Annotated in this window: 17 protein-coding genes; 4 read left to right on the top strand and 13 right to left on the bottom strand. The window is 60.7% G+C overall.

Going from position 1 to position 19,743, the window contains the following annotated elements; all coding sequences use genetic code 11:
- Positions 1–142: 142 nt before the first annotated feature.
- From AC3WKX_RS26590 to sdhC, 4 genes are read right to left on the bottom strand one after another with little or no spacing between them, the layout of a single operon-like run.
- Positions 143–847: a succinate dehydrogenase iron-sulfur subunit gene (locus tag AC3WKX_RS26590; RefSeq protein ID WP_003210571.1), complete on the bottom strand. Its 705-nt coding sequence runs from the start codon at positions 845–847 to the stop codon at positions 143–145.
- A gap of 11 nt (positions 848–858) precedes the next feature.
- Positions 859–2,634 carry a succinate dehydrogenase flavoprotein subunit gene (sdhA, locus tag AC3WKX_RS26585; RefSeq protein WP_003210572.1) on the bottom strand — a complete coding sequence of 592 codons (1,776 nt, stop codon included), beginning with the start codon at positions 2,632–2,634 and terminating at the stop codon, positions 859–861.
- Between the two features lie 3 nt (positions 2,635–2,637).
- On the bottom strand, positions 2,638–3,006 hold the full coding sequence (gene sdhD / locus AC3WKX_RS26580; RefSeq protein ID WP_003210573.1) for a succinate dehydrogenase, hydrophobic membrane anchor protein: 369 nt from the start codon (positions 3,004–3,006) through the stop codon (positions 2,638–2,640).
- Positions 3,000–3,374: a succinate dehydrogenase, cytochrome b556 subunit gene (gene sdhC, locus AC3WKX_RS26575; protein ID WP_008433998.1), complete on the bottom strand. Its 375-nt coding sequence runs from the start codon at positions 3,372–3,374 to the stop codon at positions 3,000–3,002. Before sdhC ends, sdhD begins: the two co-directional genes overlap by 7 nt.
- A 363-nt stretch (positions 3,375–3,737) precedes the next feature.
- Here sdhC and gltA point away from each other — a divergent pair, with 363 nt between their 5' ends.
- A complete protein-coding gene (gene gltA, locus AC3WKX_RS26570) occupies positions 3,738–5,027 on the top strand; it encodes a citrate synthase (RefSeq protein WP_003210575.1) in 1,290 nt (429 codons plus the stop codon).
- 162 nt (positions 5,028–5,189) lie between these two features.
- Here gltA and AC3WKX_RS26565 read toward each other — a convergent pair whose 3' ends face one another.
- The 3 genes from AC3WKX_RS26565 to AC3WKX_RS26555 form a co-directional block, all read right to left on the bottom strand.
- Positions 5,190–6,848, bottom strand: coding sequence for a cation acetate symporter (locus AC3WKX_RS26565; RefSeq protein ID WP_003210576.1), 1,659 nt, complete (start codon positions 6,846–6,848; stop codon positions 5,190–5,192).
- Complete coding sequence (locus AC3WKX_RS26560; protein ID WP_003210577.1) at positions 6,845–7,156, bottom strand: DUF485 domain-containing protein; 312 nt, start codon at positions 7,154–7,156, stop codon at positions 6,845–6,847. The genes AC3WKX_RS26565 and AC3WKX_RS26560 overlap by 4 nt, the downstream gene beginning before the upstream one ends.
- A gap of 239 nt (positions 7,157–7,395) precedes the next feature.
- On the bottom strand, positions 7,396–8,247 hold the full coding sequence (locus AC3WKX_RS26555; RefSeq protein ID WP_008433997.1) for a glycine betaine ABC transporter substrate-binding protein: 852 nt from the start codon (positions 8,245–8,247) through the stop codon (positions 7,396–7,398).
- A gap of 330 nt (positions 8,248–8,577) precedes the next feature.
- Between AC3WKX_RS26555 and AC3WKX_RS26550 the strand changes: the two genes are divergently transcribed.
- Entirely contained in the window at positions 8,578–10,131 is a 1,554-nt protein-coding gene (locus AC3WKX_RS26550) for a glycoside hydrolase family 17 protein (RefSeq protein WP_102604581.1), read from the top strand.
- A gap of 98 nt (positions 10,132–10,229) precedes the next feature.
- Here the strand turns inward: AC3WKX_RS26550 and AC3WKX_RS26545 are convergent, their stop codons facing one another.
- Positions 10,230–10,598, bottom strand: a complete 369-nt coding sequence (locus AC3WKX_RS26545; RefSeq protein ID WP_003210580.1) for a hypothetical protein — start codon at positions 10,596–10,598, stop codon at positions 10,230–10,232.
- Positions 10,599–10,834: 236 nt separating this feature from the next.
- Between AC3WKX_RS26545 and AC3WKX_RS26540 the strand changes: the two genes are divergently transcribed.
- Both AC3WKX_RS26540 and AC3WKX_RS26535 read left to right on the top strand, forming a co-directional pair.
- Entirely contained in the window at positions 10,835–12,133 is a 1,299-nt protein-coding gene (locus AC3WKX_RS26540; RefSeq protein ID WP_003210581.1) for a hypothetical protein, read from the top strand.
- Positions 12,126–12,914, top strand: coding sequence for an MlaA family lipoprotein (locus AC3WKX_RS26535; RefSeq protein WP_003210582.1), 789 nt, complete (start codon positions 12,126–12,128; stop codon positions 12,912–12,914). Before AC3WKX_RS26540 ends, AC3WKX_RS26535 begins: the two co-directional genes overlap by 8 nt.
- A gap of 30 nt (positions 12,915–12,944) precedes the next feature.
- On the opposite strand, the gene AC3WKX_RS26530 is transcribed toward AC3WKX_RS26535, so the two are convergent.
- The 5 genes from AC3WKX_RS26530 to AC3WKX_RS26510 form a co-directional block, all read right to left on the bottom strand.
- Entirely contained in the window at positions 12,945–14,936 is a 1,992-nt protein-coding gene (locus AC3WKX_RS26530; RefSeq protein ID WP_102606463.1) for an FUSC family protein, read from the bottom strand.
- Between the two features lie 71 nt (positions 14,937–15,007).
- Positions 15,008–15,991 carry a GlxA family transcriptional regulator gene (locus AC3WKX_RS26525; RefSeq protein WP_087694455.1) on the bottom strand — a complete coding sequence of 328 codons (984 nt, stop codon included), beginning with the start codon at positions 15,989–15,991 and terminating at the stop codon, positions 15,008–15,010.
- A 34-nt stretch (positions 15,992–16,025) separates the two neighbouring features.
- Positions 16,026–16,931 carry a DUF808 domain-containing protein gene (locus AC3WKX_RS26520; protein WP_102606464.1) on the bottom strand — a complete coding sequence of 302 codons (906 nt, stop codon included), beginning with the start codon at positions 16,929–16,931 and terminating at the stop codon, positions 16,026–16,028.
- Between the two features lie 67 nt (positions 16,932–16,998).
- Positions 16,999–18,420: an efflux transporter outer membrane subunit gene (locus AC3WKX_RS26515; RefSeq protein WP_102606465.1), complete on the bottom strand. Its 1,422-nt coding sequence runs from the start codon at positions 18,418–18,420 to the stop codon at positions 16,999–17,001.
- Positions 18,417–19,743, bottom strand: a 1,327-nt coding sequence (locus AC3WKX_RS26510) for an efflux RND transporter permease subunit (protein ID WP_173910804.1), incomplete at its 5' end; no start/stop codon positions are given. The genes AC3WKX_RS26515 and AC3WKX_RS26510, both read right to left, overlap by 4 nt.

Here is a 19,743-nt window from a genome sequence, read left to right as displayed (position 1 = left end):
CGAATGCCCCTGCTTGTCTCATTTCTTCAAAATAAGAGCCGCGTCTTTGTAAGTCGCTGCTCAAGTTAAAACTACGGCGCCGGTTGAAGCCTGCGCCGTAGCATCTACGGGCACAACGGTCCTGCTTTTACTACAACGTCGGTTACACGCCGCTTTGCAGCAGCATGCTACGTACGTGACCAATGGCCTTAGTCGGGTTCAGGCCTTTGGGACATACGTTGACGCAGTTCATGATCCCGCGGCAGCGGAATACGCTGAACGGGTCATCCAGCGAAGCCAGACGCTCGGCAGTCTTGGTGTCACGGCTGTCTGCCAGGAAGCGGTACGCTTGCAGCAGGGCAGCTGGGCCCAGGAACTTGTCGGGGTTCCACCAGAAGGACGGGCAGGAAGTCGAGCAGCAAGCGCACAGGATGCACTCGTACAGACCGTCCAGCTTCTCGCGCTCTTCCGGAGTCTGCAGACGCTCGATGGCCGGAGCCGGCGTGTCGTTCTGCAGGAATGGCTTAACCTTCTCGTATTGCTTGTAGAAGATGCTCATATCGACGACCAGGTCACGGATAACCGGCAAACCTGGCAGCGGACGAACAACCAACTTGTTGCCTTTCACCACGGAAGACAGCGGCGTGATGCACGCCAGGCCGTTCTTGCCGTTGATGTTCATGCCGTCGGAGCCGCAGACACCCTCACGGCAAGAGCGACGATAGGAGAAACCTTCGTCCTGCTCTTTAACCAGGGCCAGCACGTCCAGCACCATCAGGTCCTTACCACCGGTATCGACCTGGAATTCCTGCATGAACGGCGCAGCGTCCTGATCAGGGTTGTAGCGATAAACACTGACTTTCAACATGGCAGCCACCCTTAGTAAGTCCGAATCTTCGGTTCAAACGTCGGAACCGTCTTCGGCGAGAAGTTCACGGCACGCTTGGTTACGCGCTTGTCACCCGGGAAGTACAGGGTGTGGCACAACCAGTTTTCGTCGTCGCGGTCTTCATAGTCTTCACGAGCGTGAGCACCACGGGATTCTTTACGAACCTCGGCGGCGATCGCAGTCGCTTCAGCCACTTCCAGCAGGTTTTGCAGCTCAAGGGCTTCGATTCGAGCGGTGTTGAACGCCTGGCTCTTGTCGTTGATCTTGACGTTGGCGATGCGCGTACGCAGGTCAGCCAGCTGGGCGATACCTTTCTGCATGTATTCGCCGGTACGGAACACACCGAAGTAGTTCTGCATGCAGCTTTGCAGCTCTTTGCGCAGGGAGGCAACGTCTTCGCCATCGGTACGCGAGTTCAGGCCATCCAGACGTGCCAGGGCAGCGTCGATGTCGGACTGGCGTGGACGCGCGTAATCAACGCCTTCCTTCAGGGTCTGTTCCAGGAACAGGCCGGCGGCACGACCGAATACCACCAGGTCGAGCAGCGAGTTGCCGCCCAGACGGTTGGCACCGTGAACCGATACGCACGCCACTTCACCTACCGCAAACAGACCAGGGATGATCTGGTCGACACCGTCGGCGTCCTGGGTGATCGCCTGGCCATGAATGTTGGTGGCAACGCCGCCCATCATATAGTGGCAAGTTGGAACAACCGGGATCGGCGCAACAGCCGGGTCAACGTGGGCAAAGGTCTTGGACAGCTCCATGATGCCTGGCAGACGGCTGTGCAGCACTTCTTCACCGAGGTGATCGAGCTTCAGCATCACGTGGTCGCCATCGGGACCACAGCCGTTACCGGCGATGATCTCTTTAACCATGGAACGGGCTACAACGTCACGACCGGCAAGGTCTTTGGCGTTCGGAGCATAACGCTCCATGAAGCGCTCGCCGTTCTTGTTGATCAGGTAACCACCTTCACCACGGCAACCTTCTGTAACCAGTACACCGGCGCCGGCGATGCCGGTCGGGTGGAACTGCCACATTTCGATGTCTTGTACCGGAACGCCTGCACGCAGGGCCATGCCGATACCGTCACCGGTGTTGATCAGGGCGTTGGTAGTCGAAGAGTAGATACGGCCTGCACCGCCGGTCGCCAATACGGTGGCATTAGCCCGCACGTAAGAGGTTTCGCCGGTTTCGATGCAGATAACGATCATGCCTACAAAGGCACCGTCTTCGTTCTTCACCAGGTCGACGCCGTAGTATTCGTTGAGGAATACGGTGCCGGCCTTCAGGTTGGCCTGGTACAGGGTGTGCAACAGCGCGTGACCGGTACGGTCGGCTGCGGCACAGGTACGAGCGGCCTGGCCACCCTTACCGAAGTCTTTCGACTGGCCGCCGAACGGACGCTGGTAGATGCGACCCTGTTCGGTACGGGAGAACGGCAGACCCATGTGCTCCAGCTCGAAGACCGCTTCCGGGCCTACGGAGCACATGTATTCGATAGCGTCCTGGTCACCGATATAGTCGGAACCCTTGACGGTATCGTACATGTGCCAGCGCCAGTCATCGTTTGGATCGGCGGAGGCGATGGCGCAGGTGATGCCACCCTGGGCCGAAACGGTGTGGGAACGGGTCGGGAACACCTTGGTGATCACGGCAGTCTTGTGACCGCCCTGGGCCAGTTGCAGCGCAGCGCGCATGCCGGCACCGCCGCCGCCAATGATGATGGCGTCGAATGAAAGCGTATTAACTGTGTTAGCCATGAATCAGATACCCCAAAGAATCTGCACACCCCAGACGAAGTAAGCGAACATCGCGACGCCGCATACTGCCTGGAAGAGAAACCGTACTGCTGTCGCGGACTTGCCCAGCGCCATCGGCGTCAGGTAGTCGGTCGCGATGGTCCACATGCCAACCCAGGCGTGAGCGCCCAGGGCTACAAGGGCCAGCAGACTGAAGATGCGCATCCCGTTGTGAGCGAACAGGCCGTGCCATTGGGCGTAGCCAATACCAGGGTTCGCCGCGAGGTACCCGATCAGGAAGATGAAATAAGCCGCGAGAACAACCGCAGACACACGTTGCGCCATCCAGTCATAGAGGCCCGAACGCGACAGGTTCGTAACGCTGGTTACCATATCCAAACTCCCGCCAGAACGATCAGCACCACGGAAATGGCGATGACGATTTTCGAGCCCAGCTTGCCGCCTTCCAGCGTCTCACCGATACCCATGTCCATGATCAAGTGGCGAATACCGGCCACAAGGTGATAAAGCAGAGCGGACAGGAGGCCCCAGGCGACGAATTTGGCCAGCGGACTGGTCAAGCATGCCTTCACCTCGGCGTACCCTTCTTCCGAACCCAGGGATTTGCTCAATGCATAAAGCATGATGCCCAGGCCAAGAAACAGGATGATGCCGGATACACGGTGCAGGAACGACGTTACGCCGGTGATGGGGAGTTTGATGGTCCTTAGGTCTAGGTTTACAGGTCGTTGGCTATTCACGGCTTTTTTTCACACTGAAGAGCCCCTAACAATCAGGGCAAAGTTGTTGGGGAGTGCACTGGTCAGGTAACCACCACCCAGGGAGTGCGACCCCCATCAAAACGGGCCCAAAAGCCCCTGGCGGTCGGAGGCCGAGTATAGACAGTTAGGCAACTAATGACAACGCGCACTCCTCACCCTAATAGCGCATTGCGCTGGCGGCATAAAAGGCGTAAATGGCAGGTAATTTCGAGGAAAAAGTACGGTTAAAGCCTTCTGGAGCAAGACTTTAGGCAAATTGACATCTGAATTTATCTCACTATAGTGGTGCGGGCCCTGCGTGGGGGGTCTGTCTGATGATTTGAAGCATAAATAGGAGGCCACATGGCTGACAAAAAAGCGCAGTTGATCATCGAGGGCGCAGCCCCCGTCGAGCTGCCCATTTTAACCGGCACCGTTGGTCCCGATGTTATCGACGTACGGGGCCTGACGGCCACGGGCCGTTTTACATTCGACCCAGGCTTCATGTCGACCGCCTCATGCGAGTCGAAGATCACCTATATCGACGGTGATAACGGTATCTTGCTGCACCGCGGCTACCCGATCGAACAGCTTGCTGAACAGTCGGACTACCTGGAAACCTGCTACTTGCTGCTTAATGGCGAATTGCCAACAGCTGAGCAAAAGGCCCAGTTTGTCAGCACCGTGAAGAACCACACCATGGTTCACGAGCAGTTGAAGACCTTCTTCAACGGCTTCCGTCGCGACGCCCACCCGATGGCCGTCATGTGCGGCGTAGTCGGCGCCCTGTCGGCCTTCTATCACGACTCCCTGGACATCAATAACCCGCAGCATCGCGAAATCTCCGCGATCCGCCTGGTTGCCAAGATGCCGACCCTGGCCGCAATGGTTTACAAGTACTCCATGGGCCAACCCATGATGTACCCGCGCAACGACCTGACGTACGCGGAAAACTTCCTGCACATGATGTTCAACACCCCGTGCGAGATCAAACCGATCAGCCCGGTGCTGGCCGCCGCGATGGACAAGATCTTCATCCTCCACGCCGACCACGAACAGAACGCCTCGACCTCTACCGTGCGCCTGGCGGGCTCCTCGGGCGCCAACCCGTTCGCCTGTATCGCCGCCGGTATCGCCGCACTGTGGGGCCCTGCCCACGGCGGTGCGAACGAAGCCGTATTGACCATGCTCGATGAAATCGGCGATGTCTCGAACATCGACAAGTTCATCGCCAAGGCCAAGGACAAGAACGATCCGTTCAAGTTGATGGGCTTCGGTCACCGGGTCTACAAGAACCGCGACCCGCGCGCCACCGTAATGAAGAAGACCTGCGACGAAGTGTTGAAGGAACTGGGCATCAAGAACGATCCGCAACTCGAACTGGCCATGCGCCTGGAAGAGATCGCCCTGACCGACCCGTACTTCATCGAGCGCTCGCTGTACCCGAACGTCGACTTCTACTCGGGGATCATCCTCAAGGCGATCGGCATTCCAACCAGCATGTTCACCGTGATCTTCGCCCTGGCGCGGACCGTGGGCTGGATCTCCCACTGGAAAGAAATGCTCTCCAGCCCGTACAAGATTGGCCGTCCGCGCCAGCTGTACACCGGCTACGAGTCGCGTGACATCACCAAGCTGGAAGACCGCAAGTAAGCTGATCGCTACTTGGCTACACCGAAAACGGCCTCCCTTGATAGAGAGGCCGTTTTTATTTGTGCCGGATTTGAGAAACAGTTTTGTCGTATCTGTTACCAATAAAGGCAAAAAAAAGCCCCGATCTCACGACCGGGGCATTTTTTTGTAACTGTTACAGGCTTAGTGGCTAACCGCCCCACTCGCCCCCAGGCCAGTCTGCGAACGCACAAACTGCGGGAAGTACAGCGCACGTTCCTTCTCTGCCGCCGCCGACTTGTCGGTGATGGAGAAGAACCAGATGCCGATGAACGCAATGATCATCGAGAAGAGCGCCGGGTACTCGTAAGGGAAGATCGCCTTCTCATGGTGCAGGATCGAGACCCAGATGGTCGGGCCGAGGATCATCAGGCCAACGGCACTGATCAAGCCCAGCCAGCCACCTATCATCGCACCGCGGGTGGTGAGGTTTTTCCAGTACATGGAAAGCAGCAGCACCGGGAAGTTACAGCTGGCCGCAATGGAGAACGCCAGGCCCACCATGAACGCGATGTTCTGGCTTTCAAACAGGATGCCCAAGCCAATCGCCAGTACTGCCAGGGCGATGGTGGTGATCTTCGATACGCGAATCTCATCCTTCTCGTTGGCCTTGCCTTTCTTGATCACGCTGGCGTACAGGTCATGGGACACCGCCGAAGCACCCGCGAGGGTCAAACCGGCAACCACTGCCAGGATGGTGGCAAACGCCACGGCCGAGATGAAGCCCAGGAAGATACTGCCGCCCACCGCGTTGGCCAGGTGCACCGCCGCCATGTTGTTACCGCCGAGCAAGGCACCTGCAGCATCCTTGAACGCCGGGTTGGTGCTGACCAGCAGGATCGCGCCGAAGCCGATGATGAAGGTCAGGATATAGAAGTAGCCGATGAAGCCAGTGGCATACAGCACGCTCTTGCGAGCTTCCTTTGCGTCACTCACAGTGAAGAAGCGCATCAGGATGTGCGGCAGGCCGGCGGTACCGAACATCAGTGCCAGGCCGAGGGAGAACGCCGAAATCGGGTCTTTCACCAGACCGCCCGGGCTCATGATCGCTTCACCTTTAGGGTGAACCTTGATCGCCTCGGCAAACAGCATGTTGAAGTCGAAGTTGACGTGTTTCATCACCATCAGCGCCATGAACGAGGCACCGGACAGCAACAGCACTGCCTTGATGATCTGCACCCAGGTGGTCGCCAGCATGCCGCCGAACAACACATAGAGGCACATCAGGATGCCTACCAGGATCACCGCGACGTGATAATCCAGGCCGAACAGCAGCTGGATCAGCTTGCCCGCGCCAACCATCTGCGCGATCAGGTAGAACGCCACCACCACCAAAGAGCCGCACGCCGACAGGCTGCGGATCTGGGTTTGCCCCAGGCGATAGGACGCCACGTCGGCAAAGGTGTATTTGCCCAGGTTACGCAGGCGCTCGGCGATCAGGAACAGAATGATCGGCCAGCCCACCAGGAAGCCGATGGAGTAGATCAGGCCGTCGTAGCCGGAGGTGAACACCAGCGCGGAAATCCCCAGGAAGGAGGCTGCCGACATGTAGTCACCGGCAATCGCCAGACCGTTCTGGAACCCGGTGATCTTGCCGCCGGCCGCATAGTAGTCGGCCGCCGACTTGTTGCGCTTGGACGCCCAGTAGGTGATGCACAAGGTCGCGCCGACGAAGGCCACGAACATCAGGATCGCTGCGATATTCAGCGGTTGTTTATGCACTTCGCCGGTCAGTGCATCGGCCGCCCAAACGGCAGGTGCAAAGGCCGAAGCGCCGAGTACAGCCAATAGACGACGGATCATTGCGCAGCCTCCTTGAGAATCGCATTGTTCAAGTCGTCGAATTCGCCGTTGGCGCGTCGTACATAGATGCCGGTGAGGACGAAGGCCGACACAATCAGCCCGACCCCGATAGGGATCCCCCACGTGATGGACGAACCGGGGCTGATCTTGGCCCCCAGTATTTGCGGCCCATAGGCAATCAGAAGAATGAAAGCGGAGTACAGCCCAAGCATGATTGCCGAGAGAATCCAGGCGAATCTTTCCCTTTTACTAACCAGCTCCTTGAAACGCGGGCTGTTTTGAATCGAGAGGTAAATGCTGTCGTTCATTGTTTTTATCCTCGCAGCACAGCTTTTTATTATTGGAACATATCCACTGTATGCGGCTGAGGAACAGGTTCCAGACGACCTTAGTAGTAGAAGGAGTGTAGCGAGGGATATTGAAGGTGCAGGAATAATTGCGGGGGCGAAATAATGTGGGAGCCGGGCTTGCCCGCGATGGGATTACCTCGATACATCAAGTGCACCGAGGCGTCTGCATCGCAGGCAAGCCAGCTCCCACAAGAGACTTACTTAGCAGTCCACTCGGCGACGCGCTCAGGGTGCTTGGCCACCCAGTCCTTGGCCGCCGCTTCAGGCTTGGCGCCCTCTTGGATCGCCAGCATGACTTCGCCGATTTCATCCTTGGAGGCCCACTGGAATTTCTTCAGGAACGCCACGACTTCCGGGGCTTTCTTTTCCAGGCCTTTGCTGCCGATGCTGTTGACGGTCTCAGCAGCACCATAAATTCCTTTTGGGTCGTCCAGGAAACGCAGTTTCCACTTGGCGAACATCCAGTGTGGCACCCAGCCGGTGACCGCAATGGATTCCTGTTTGTCTTCGGCACGGGTCAACTCGGCGATCATCGCCGCGCCCGAGCTGGCTTGCAGCTTGTAGTCCAGGCCATAGGCCTTGATTGCTTCGTCGGTCTTGAGCATCACACCTGAACCGGCGTCGATACCCACGATCTTGTTCTTGAAGGTGGTGTCGGTCTTGAGGTCTTCGATGGATTTGGCTTTCACGTACTCAGGCACGATCAGGCCGATCTTGGCGTCCTTGAAGTTGGGGCCGTAGTCGACCACCTTGTCCTTGTTCTTGGCCCAGTATTCACCGTGGGTCACCGGCAACCAGGCGGAGAGCATGGCGTCGAGTTTGCCGGTGGCCACGCCTTGCCACATGATCCCGGTGGCGACCGCTTGCAGTTTCACGTCATAACCGAGCTTTTGCTTGATCACTTCTGCCGCCACGTGGGTGGTGGCGACACTGTCCGACCAGCCATCCACATAGCCGATGCTCAGGGTTTTGCTGTCGGCGCTGGCCAGTGTGGAGCTCATCGCAACTACCAGAGTGGCAGCTGCGCCCAAGAGTCGTCGCATCTTCATAGTGCTTCCCCGAAAGTGCTGCGCCCGACGGATGCCGAGCGACGTCAACCTGTTGTTATGTGGTGCACCGCGCCCCCTTCACGCGCATCGATCACGTGGGTGCCTCATCAGTGGAGGGCTGACACTTCGATAATCAACCTGCTGCCACAAGCGACCTGCTCTGACTGCGACCTCAGGTAAGCAAGAAACGACATCACATCGCCAGCAGGATGATTTGTAGGACATTCACCGACGATCCCGCCCGAACTTTGCATGTCAAAATTATGCGGCCCCACTGGGACGGCTCAAATCCGGGTAAGATGCGCGCCTTTGCCCCCAGACGGCCTGATCATGCCCGCGACTGCACGTTTCCCGCTCCTGCCCTATTTATTTGCCCTGATCCTCGGTGTGCTGGCCCTCGGTGGCTATTGGTACGGCCTTGGCCAACCGGTGGTGCTGCCGGACGTGGCCAGCGCCAGCCACAAGCTGCAATGTGCGTCCTACACGCCCTTCGACAAAGACCAGTCGCCGTTCGACCAGCCGTTCAAACTGCGCCCCGAGCGCATGGACGCCGACCTGGCGTTGCTGGCCACCCGTTTCGAATGCATTCGCACCTACTCCCAGACCGGCCTTGAAGACTTGCCGGCACTGGCGCGCAAACACGGCCTGAAGCTGATGAGCGGCGCATGGGTCAGCAGTGATCCGGTGGCCACCGCCAAGGAAGTCGAGGCACTGATCGCTTCGGCCAATGCCAACCCCGACGTCGTCACCTCGGTGATCGTCGGCAACGAAACCCTGCTGCGCAAGGAAGTCACTGCCGGGCAGTTGGTCAAGTTGATCCATCACGTCAAGGACCATATCAAGCAACCGGTCACCTACGCCGATGTGTGGGAGTTCTGGCTACAACACCCGGAAATCGCCCCGGCCGTGGACTTCCTGACCATCCACCTGCTGCCGTACTGGGAAGATGACCCCTCGGGCATCGACCAGGCGCTCAAGCACGTGGGCGATGTGCGCCAGACCTTCGGCAACAAATTCGCGCCCAAGGACGTGATGATCGGCGAGACCGGCTGGCCGAGCGAAGGCCGCCAGCGGGAAACGGCGGTGCCGAGCCGGGTCAACGAAGCGAAATTCATGCGCGGGTTCGTGGCCATGGCCGAGGCCAATGGCTGGCACTACAACCTGATCGAAGCCTTTGACCAGCCGTGGAAACGTGCCAGTGAAGGGGCGGTGGGGGGTTACTGGGGCCTGTTTGATGCGGACCGCCAGGACAAGGGCGTGCTCGCCGGCCCGGTGACCAATGTGCCGTACTGGCCGCTGTGGCTGGGGGTTGGCGGAATTATCCTGCTGGGCACGCTGCTGCTGGGTGGCCGCGTGCGCACGGCCCGGGCTGCGTTGTTGTTGCCATTGCTGGGCGCCGTGGCGGCCTGCTCGATCGGCACCTGGGCCGAGTTGAACCGGGTCACCGCGCGCTTCACGGATGAGTGGGTGTGGGCTGGATTGCTGGTGGCCTTGAACCTTGCGGTACTTGCTCACGCCGCCCTGGCGTTGAGTACGCGAGAAGGTTGGCGCGAACGCGCCTTCAACTGGCTGGAGCAGCGCGCTGGCTGGCTGGTGGCAATCGCCGGGTTTGCCGGTGCGGTAATGATGCTGGCGCTGGTATTTGACCCGCGTTACCGCAGCTTCCCGAGTGCCGCGCTGGTGCTGCCGGCGCTGGTGTACCTGGTGCGTCCGGTGAGCGGGCTGCGGCGGGAGATTGCGTTGCTGGCGTTCATCATCGGTGCCGGCATTGCGCCGCAGTTGTTCCGTGAAGGGTTGATGAACCAGCAGGCGTGGGGTTGGGCGGTGGTTAGCCTGTTCATGGTCGTAGCCTTGTGGCGTTGCTTGCGGGTGCGCAAGGCTTAAGACCGCTTTCGCGAGCAAGCCCGCTCCCACACTCGACCGCATTCCAAGGGATGTACTCGGTCAAATGTGGGAGCGGGCTTGCTCGCGAAGAGGCCCTGTCAGGCAACGCGAGGCTTACGGACCAACCGCAACCCCGCAATCACCACCGCAAACACCGCAAACGTCGTGTTGTACAACGCCAACGCCGGAAATCCGAACACCAGCGCCAACACCGCCAAACCCCACCCGGCCCGGCCCGGCACGAAAAACGCCAGCACCGCCGTGACCAGCGCCGCCCAGCCCAGCACCTTGAAGTGAATCATCAACCCCAGGTTGGAACGCACCTGGCATTCCCAGCGGCTGGCTTCGTCAGCGCAAATGCCCACCCAACGGCCATCCTCCATGAATCCGTAACGCGCGCCATAACTGGCGGCCAGCCAAAGCGGCAGGGCAATAAGCAACAGGATCAGCGGAAAACGGCGGGACATGGGGCACTCCGATAGGCGAAAACGGCGCCCAGCTTAATCCCCCGGTGGCCGTTGGCAAGTTTTGCAAACAGATAAGTGTTCATTAAGGCGTGCCAAAGTGTATCGTCTCGCTACTATTACCCCGATTCCGACGTTTTTTCCGACTTTTAGTGCCGAAGGCTGGCACTTCGGCAGCAACGCGGTGGTCATAGCCTGCGAACTCCACTTCAGCACGTTTTCCTCTTAGGGATTTAGTCATGCTCCGTTCCTTGCGCTGTGCGGCCCTGTTGGGCAGCCTTTTTCTGAGTGCGTCAGCACTGGCGGTCGATATCGACCAGGCCAGCTATGGCTACCCTTTGACCAACCCGTTTGAAGCGACCATCGCCACCACCCCGCCGAACCTGCGGCCGGAACTGCCATCGGACGATCAAATCAATCAGTCCGACTACACCCTGACGATGCGCCCCGAGCGCGAGTTCAGCCTGCCTGACAACTTCTGGGCGGTGAAGAAACTCACCTACCGCATCGCCAAGCAGGACCGTGCCGCACCGCTGATCTTCCTGATCGCCGGCACCGGCGCACGCTTTGACAGCACCATCAACGAATACCTGAAAAAGCTCTACTACAAGGCCGGTTACCACGTCGTCCAGCTGTCGTCCCCCACCAGCTTCGACTTCATCGCTGCCGCCTCGCGCTTCGCCACTCCCGGCATCAGCCAGGAAGACGCCGAAGACATGTACCGCGTGATGCAGGCCGTACGCGCGCAAAACCCGACGCTGCCCGTGACCGACTTCTACCTCACCGGCTACAGCCTCGGCGCCCTCGACGCAGCCTTTGTCAGCAAGCTGGATGAAACCCGTCGCAGCTTCAACTTCAAGAAAGTCCTGCTGCTGAACCCGCCGGTCAACCTCTATACCTCGATCACCAACCTCGACAAGCTGGTGCAGACCGAGGTCAAGGGCATCAACAACAGCACCACCTTCTATGAGCTGGTGTTGAACAAACTGACCCGCTACTTCCAGCAAAAGGGCTACATCGACCTCAACGATGCCCTGCTGTACGACTTCCAGAACTCCAAGGAACACCTGACCAACGAACAAATGGCGATGCTGATCGGCACTTCGTTCCGCTTCTCGGCGGCCGACATTGCCTTCACCTCGGACCTGATCAACCGCCGCGGCCTGATCATCCCGCCCAAGTACCCGATCAGCGAAGGCACCAGCCTCACCCCATTCCTCAAGCGTGCGCTGCAGTGCGACTTCGACTGCTACCTCACCGAACAGGTGATCCCGATGTGGCGCGCCCGTTCCGACGGTGGCAGCCTGTTGCAACTGGTTGACCAGGTCAGCCTGTATGCCCTCAAGGACTACCTGCACGACAGCCCGAAAATCGCCGTCATGCACAACGCCGACGACGTGATCCTGGGCCCTGGCGACCTTGGCTTCCTGCGTAAAACCTTCGGCGATCGCTTGACCGTCTACCCCCTGGGCGGCCATTGCGGCAACCTCAACTACCGCGTCAACGCCGACGCCATGCTGGAGTTCTTCCGTGGCTAAATATCTTCTGCTGCTCGCCGCCCTGATGTGCGCAGGCGTGGCCAATGCCGACAACAGCAAGGCCCACACGCCGACCGTAGTGGACTCCGACGGCTTCAAGGAGCCCCTGAGCCACCTCAAGTTCAACCCTGGCCTGGACCAGCGTGAGTTCGAGCGCTCGTCGGTCAACGCCCTGAATGTCTACGACCCGCTGGAGTCGTGGAACCGCCGGGTCTACCACTTCAACTACCGCTTCGACCAGTGGGTGTTCCTGCCCGTGGTGGACGGTTACCGCTATGTCACCCCGAGCTTCCTGCGTACCGGCGTCAGCAACTTCTTCAACAACCTCGGGGATGTACCCAACCTGCTGAACAGCCTGCTGCAGCTCAAGGGCCATCGTTCCCTGGAAACCACCGGCCGCCTGCTGCTCAACACCACCATCGGCATCGCCGGCCTGTGGGACCCGGCCACCGCCATGGGCCTGCCGCGCCAGAGCGAAGACTTCGGCCAGACCCTGGGCTTCTACGGTGTACCGGGCGGCGCCTACCTGGTGCTGCCGCTGTTTGGTCCGTCGAACCTGCGGGATACCACCGGCCTGCTGGTGGACTACGGCGCCGAGACCGAGATCAACTTCCTGAACGTGTCCAAGGTCAGCGAAAACCACCCGGAAATCTGGGCCCTGCGCGCCGTCGACAAGCGCTACCAGACCAGCTTCCGCTACGGCCAGATGAACTCGCCGTTCGAGTATGAAAAGGTGCGCTACGTGTACACCGAGGCGCGCAAGTTGCAGATCGCCGAGTAATGCCCCGTGTAGGCGCTGGCTTGCCAGCGCCTACATCCCCCGCCGACACCACTTACGCCACGTAAACCGCAGTTGCAGCACCACCGCCCTGGCCATTTCCCGATCCTGCTCCGCCAATCCCGAAGGCTGTTCAAGCGCTTCAAGCATCGCAACGCTGGCCACATCCATCAGCGACTCATTCGCCACGCTCGGTCCACCCTCCTCCAACACCGACTCCAATGCCCGCAAATAGCGATCGCGCTCAATCGCCAACGCACCCCGGCTGTCCGCCAGGCAGGCGCGCAACTCCAGCAACTCATCCCCCAGGTCCAGCCCCAGCAATCCGTTATCCCAGTGGACACGGCGATCGGCAGGCAAGGTTTCGCTGTAGCGCGACAAGCGAATCAGCCGGTCCGCCATGCGCCCGCCAAACCAGCTTTCAGCCTGCTCCAGGGGACGGGAAGTCAATTGCGCCAGGTCGAACAATGAAGCCTTGAACATCCGCCGATAGTGATGCTCGCCGGGATTGAGCTGGATCAGCCGAAACACCACCACGGCAATCCCGACCCCCACCAGCGTCGCGATGGCCTTGTTGAGGAACGCGGCGAAGTCATAGGTCATCACATTGCTGGGCCCGACGTTGTTGACGAAAAAGATGCAGAACGCCGAGGCCGTGGCCGCCAGCTTGAGGCGGCTCATGCACAACGAGGCGAAAAACAGCGGCACTCCCAACGCCAGGCATAACAAGGGAAAGCCATCGAAGCCGGGCAACAGCACGAAGCACACAAAACCGGCCACCGGGATCGACAGCGCTATGCCCTTGAGGAAATTCAGGCTGGAGGCCGACGGGTTTTCCCGCGCTGCAAACAGGCTCAACACCACGCCACAAATCGATACCGCGCCCAAACCCGAAGGCCATGCCGTAAAGATCCAGAACGCCGCGACCGCCAGAAACGCCAACGCACTGCGCAGCCCACCAAGCACCCCCTGCTCGATATCCCGGTGCCAGGACATCGCCCCCGGTGCGCCGGGCGGCACCCTGCCCTGCTCGACCGCCGACAGCGTCAATGCACCCCGCTCAATCAAGCGCAACACCTGCGCCAGTTGCACCAGGCAAAAGTGCGCCTCCTGGCCAAGCTGCGGATCCTGCAACGCCAGGCCAAGCCGTTGTGACAACCCGGGCAGTTCATCAAGACGCTCCTGCTGCAACGCCAAAGCCACCGCTTCAATCAGTGGCCCGACCGCCGCCGTTTCATCGAGCATCATCCGCTGGCGCGCCACGCCCCGCGCCGCCCGCAGCAGGCTAAGCAGATCACGGCTGAGCACCCGCAAGGCCTGGGAGCGGCGCCGGCCCTTGGGCCCTTCAAACCAGGCATGGTCGCGCTGGCTGTCCACCGCCACCAGGCGGCTCAATGCTTCGAGCAAGCCTTTACGCTGGTCGGTACCCAACAGCTCCGAAGCGGCAGCCCGCACCCCGGCCTGCCAGGCGGCGCGCGCCTGAACCGCCAGCACCTGCTCGACCCGGCGCGGCCACAGAATCGTACTGGCGATGGAGGCACAAAGAATCCCCAGGCTGATCTCCTGGCAGCGTGCCACCGCCTCATCGAACACTCCCAGCGGTGCCGCCGTAGCGGGTAGCGCAATAATCGCCGTGGTGTAACCCGCCAGCACAAACCCATAGGACGCATGATTGCGCAGCAAGGATGCCCCCGTGGTGCAGAACGCCAGCCACAGCGCCATGCACAGCAGGAACAGCAGCGGCGCCTGGCCAAATACACCGATCATCGCGATGGAAACCATGGCCCCGACAAACGTACCCACCAGCCGATAGGCGCCTTTGGCCAGGACCATGCCGCTGGTGGACTGGCCCACGATAAATACGGTGGTCAGGGCCCATTGCGGTTGCTGCAAGTCAAAACAGAAGGCCAGGTACAACGCGACCCCGCCGGCGATCATGTTGCGCAAGGCAAACAGCAGATCGCTACGGGACGGGGTCAACGTCGCCTGCCAGAAATCAGGGAGCTGGAAGGTGGAGGATTTCATTAAACCTACATATAGATAGCAAGCTAATGATTAGCATCGTATCTATATTTGTGGCGAATGCCAATCTCAGGCTATTTGACCAGGCGCTTTTCCTTGGATGGCCTGTAGCCAAAGTAGGCGCTGTAGCACTTGCTGAAATGGCTCGGCGAGACAAACCCGCAGGCCACCAGCACGTCCACCTGGGACAGCTCGGTGTGTTGCAGCAGCCGACGGGCCTCGGTGATGCGCAGTTCCAGGTAATAACGCTGGGGCGTGGTGCCAAGCTGCTCCTTGAACAAACGCTCCAACTGGCGTCGGGAACGGCCCGCATAAACGGCCAGTTGCTCAAGCTCCAGAGGCTCTTCGAGGTTGGCGTCCATCAGGTTGACCACCTCGCGCAGGGGCGCGCTCAAGCACACGTTTTCCGTGGGTTTCACCCGCCGGTAGCGCGACTCCTCAAACGCCAGGATGTCCTCGATCCCCTCCACAAGCGCTTTGCCGTACAGCCCCTTGATCCAGTCCAGCGCCATATGAAACGCACCGGAAGGGCTCGATGCCGTCAGCCGGTCGCGATCAATCACATAGGGTTCGCTGCTGACCTGCGTCGCCTTGCAAAAATCAGCGAGGGCCGGGCGATGTTCCGGGTGCACGGCGCAGCGGTAGCCGCCCAGCAATCCCGCACGCCCCAGGAACCACGCACCATTCCACAAACCGGCCAGGCTCACACCCTGCTCCGAGGCGCTTTTCAGCAGGTGGATAAACTCCTCCGCAGCCTTCAGTTCAGTGCGATAGCCACCGCATATCACCAACAGGTCCAACTCTTTAAGCACCGAAGACTCAAGCCGCGCATCGGGCCGGATCACCAGCCCCAGGTCACTGATCACCTCGCCTTCCCGCAAGCCGAAGGTCGATGTAGAAAAAGAAGCGGGCCGCAGCAGGTTGGCGGTGATCAGCGTATCCAGCGCCTGGGTAAACGCCGGCAGCGAAAAATGTTCGAGCAACACAAATCCCGCACGCACCGTCTGGCGGGCGTCGCCGGGATTTTCATTCAGGTAACGGAGGTTCTTGCCTTTCATGCCCCCGCTGAATTGCCGTCGCTCGATCAAATGCCTATGCCCTCACACGCTTCCAGAGGTTACCCACCACGCTGACCACCGCCAACACCACGGCCCCGGCAATGATCCCCGCCACTGCATTGAGCAACGTCGGCATCAACCACGCCAGGCCGCCAGTACTCTGGCTCACGGTCTCGATCCAGTGATGCACCACCGGCACACCATGGGTCAGGATGCCACCGCCGACCATGAACATCGCCGCCGTACCGATCACCGACAGGCTTTTCATCATGTACGGCGCCGCCCGCAGGATCGCCCCGCCGATGCTGCGCGCCGCCTGGCCGGGCTTCTGGGTGAGCCACAGGCCCAGGTCATCGAGTTTGACGATACCGGCCACCAAGCCGTAGACGCCGATGGTCATGACGATGGCGATACCCGACAACACGATCACTTGCTGCATCAGCGGTGCATCGGCCACGGTACCGAGGGTGATGGCGATGATTTCGGCGGAGAGGATGAAGTCGGTACGGATCGCGCCTTTGATCTTGTCCTTCTCGAAGGCCACCAGGTCCGTGGCCGGATCCGCCACGGCTTCCACCAGGTGCGCCTGCTCTTCGGCGCGTTTGTGGAAAAAGCTATGGGCGAGTTTTTCGAAACCTTCAAAACACAGGTAAGCGCCGCCCAGCATCAACAACGGCGTGACCGCCCACGGCGCAAACGCGCTGATCAGCAACGCAGCCGGCACCAAAATCAGCTTGTTGACGAACGAGCCCTTGGCCACCGCCCACACCACCGGAATTTCCCGCTCGGCGCGCACCCCGGAGACTTGCTGGGCATTCAGCGCCAGGTCGTCCCCCAGCACGCCGGCGGTTTTCTTCGCAGCCATCTTGGTCATCAACGCCACATCGTCGAGCACCGCAGCGATGTCGTCGATCAATACCAGCAAACTGCTTCCTGCCATGGCTCAGGCTTCCCGTGATTCAAAGTGCGCCGAGAATAACGCGGCGCACACCGGGTTAGCGAGCCGTTCAGAGCGCAGGCGTTTGCCAGCCCCCGCCAAGGCTCTGGATCAGCGCCACACTGCCCTGGCTGAGCTGGCCCTGGGTGTCGCGAAGATTCTGCTCGGCTTGCAGCAACACCAGTTGCTGGGTCAGCACGGCCTCCTGGCTCACAGTGCCGGCGCGCAACTGTGCTTCCTGGCTGCCGAACAGTTGCTGATTACGCTGGTACACCTGCTGGAACGCATCGGCCTGGGTTTGCAGGTGGTTGATTGCCGACAGGTTGTCTTCAACGTTCTGCAAGGCGCTGAGCACGGTACCCTTGTAGGTCGCGGCGATCTGGTCATAGCTGGCCTCGGCCTGCTTGACCGCCGCTTCGCGGGCGCCGCCGTCAAACAGGGTTTCCGCCAGCGCCGGGCCCAACGTCCAGATGCGATTGGGCAGGGAGAACAACCCGCCCAACGCACTGCCGCGGTAACCGGCCTCGGCAGTCAGATCCAGCGTAGGGAAGAACGCAGCTTCGGCCACGCCGATTTTCGCGTTGGCCGCCGCTGCCGAGCGCTCCGCCGCCACCACATCGGGACGCCGTTGCAGCAGGGTCGACGGCAAGGTCAACGGTGGCCGCGGGACCACGAAGCTGTAGTCATTGCGCACCGCCACGCTGAATTCACTCGGCGCCACGCCCACCAGCACGGCCAGCGCGTGTTCGTATTGCTCGCGGTCGCGCAGGGAGGTCTGCAAGTCGGCAATCGAAGTGGTCAACTGGTCCTGCGCCACCAGCAACTGGTCGTTGGTGGCGACGCCCTGAGTGAACTGCACCTGGATCATGTCCAGCAGTTGCTGGTTGATCTTCTGTTGTTGCTGCAACAGGCGCACGTCGATGTCCATCTGCCGCAGGGCGAGGTAGTTACTCGCCACGCTGGAACTGATGGACAGCCGCACCCCGGCCAGCAACGCATCCGATTGCTGGGCCGTCGCCTGGCTGGACTCTATCCCGCGCCGCACCAGGCCCCACAGGTCCGGCTCCCAACTGGCGGTCAAGGTTGCGCTGACACTGTTCTGCACGCCGCCCGTCGTGGTGCCGGTAGTCGACGTACCGCTGCCGCTGCCCGCCGTTCCCCGCGAACCCGACAACCCTACGCCAACGGTGGGCCACAACCCTGCCCGGCTGGACGCCACCTGCGCCTGGGCCAGACGATAAGCCGCCTCCGCCGCGATGATCGACTGGTTGGCCTTGGCCGAGCGCGCCACCAAATCGTTCAGTACCGGGTCCTGATAGGCCAGCCACCACTGGCTGTCCATGGCCCCCTGGGGGTTGGCCGCCGCACGCTGCCACTGCGCGCCTTCCTTGAAGGTCTGCGGCAGCTCCATGGCGGGCTTCTGGTAATCGGGCCCGACCATGCAGCCGCCGAGCAGCAGGCTGATGCAAAGCACGCTGTATTTCACGTTCATAACCTTGCTTCCTTACGCCGACCCAGGCGCTGTGACGCCCGGTCGAGCCACAGGTAGATCACCGGGGTGGTGTACAGCGTCAGCACCTGGCTGAACAGCAGGCCACCAATAATCGAAATCCCCAACGGCCGGCGCAACTCAGAGCCATAACCGGTGCCGAGCACCAGCGGCAGCGCGCCAAGGATCGCCGCCAGGGTGGTCATCATGATCGGCCGGAAACGGATCAGGCACGCTCGGCGAATCGCTTCCTTGGCCGTGAGGCCGAACTCCCGCCGCTCGGTGATCGCGAAGTCGATCATCATGATCGCGTTTTTCTTCACGATACCAATCAACAGAATCACCCCCACCAGCGCAATGATCGACAGCTCGGTGCCGGTCAGCAGCAAGGCGATCAACGCACCGACGCCGGCCGAGGGCAGGGTCGAAAGAATGGTCAGCGGGTGCGTCAGGTTTTCGTAGAGGATGCCCAGCACGATATACACGCACAGCAACGCAGCGACGATCAGCAGTGGCTCACTGGCCACCGACGACTGGAACACCTGGGCCGTACCGGCAAACTGGCCGACCACACTGGCGGGCATGCGCAGTTGCTTCACCGCATCGTCCACCATCGCCGTGGCCTGGCCGATGGACGTGCCGGGCGCCAGGTTGAACGAGACTGTCACCGCCGGGAACGTGCCCTGGTGACTGATGGAAATTGCGGTGCGCGCCACCGTGTTATCCGCCAGTGCCGAGAGTGGCACCAGGGTCTGCCCGGTGGTCAGGTTGGGCGCCGCCGTGGTGCCCTTGGTGGTCGTGGCCTGGGTGCCCGTCGGCACATAAATGCCCTTGAGCGCGGAAGGGTCGGTCCAGTATTCCGGCGCGATTTCCATCACCACGTGGTACTGGTTGGCCGCGCGATACAGGGTCGCGACCTGGCGCTGGCCAAAGGCGTCGTACAGCGTCTGGTCGACCGCCGAGACACTCACCCCGAGGCGCGCCGCCGTGTCCCGGTTGATTTGCACATTGGCCAGCAAGCTGTTGTCTTGCTGGTCGGTATTGAGGTCGGTGAGTTGCGGCAATTTGCGCAGCACCGCCACCACCTTGGGCACCCATTCGTCCAGCGACTCCTGGTCATCGGCGGTCAGGGTGTATTGGTATTGCGCGCCACTTTGCCGGCCACCCACGGTGATGTCCTGGGCCGACTGCAAATACAGCTTGGTGCCCGGCAAGTCGCCGAGGCTGCGGCGGATCTGGCCGATGATTTCGGTGGCGTTGTCCTTGCGCTCGCCCAGGGGCTTGAGCAATACAAACATCTGCGCGCTGTTGACCGCCCCGCCGCCC

The organism is Pseudomonas sp. GP01-A4 (genome assembly GCF_058780865.1).
This window is presented reverse-complemented; position numbering and strand designations above follow the sequence as displayed.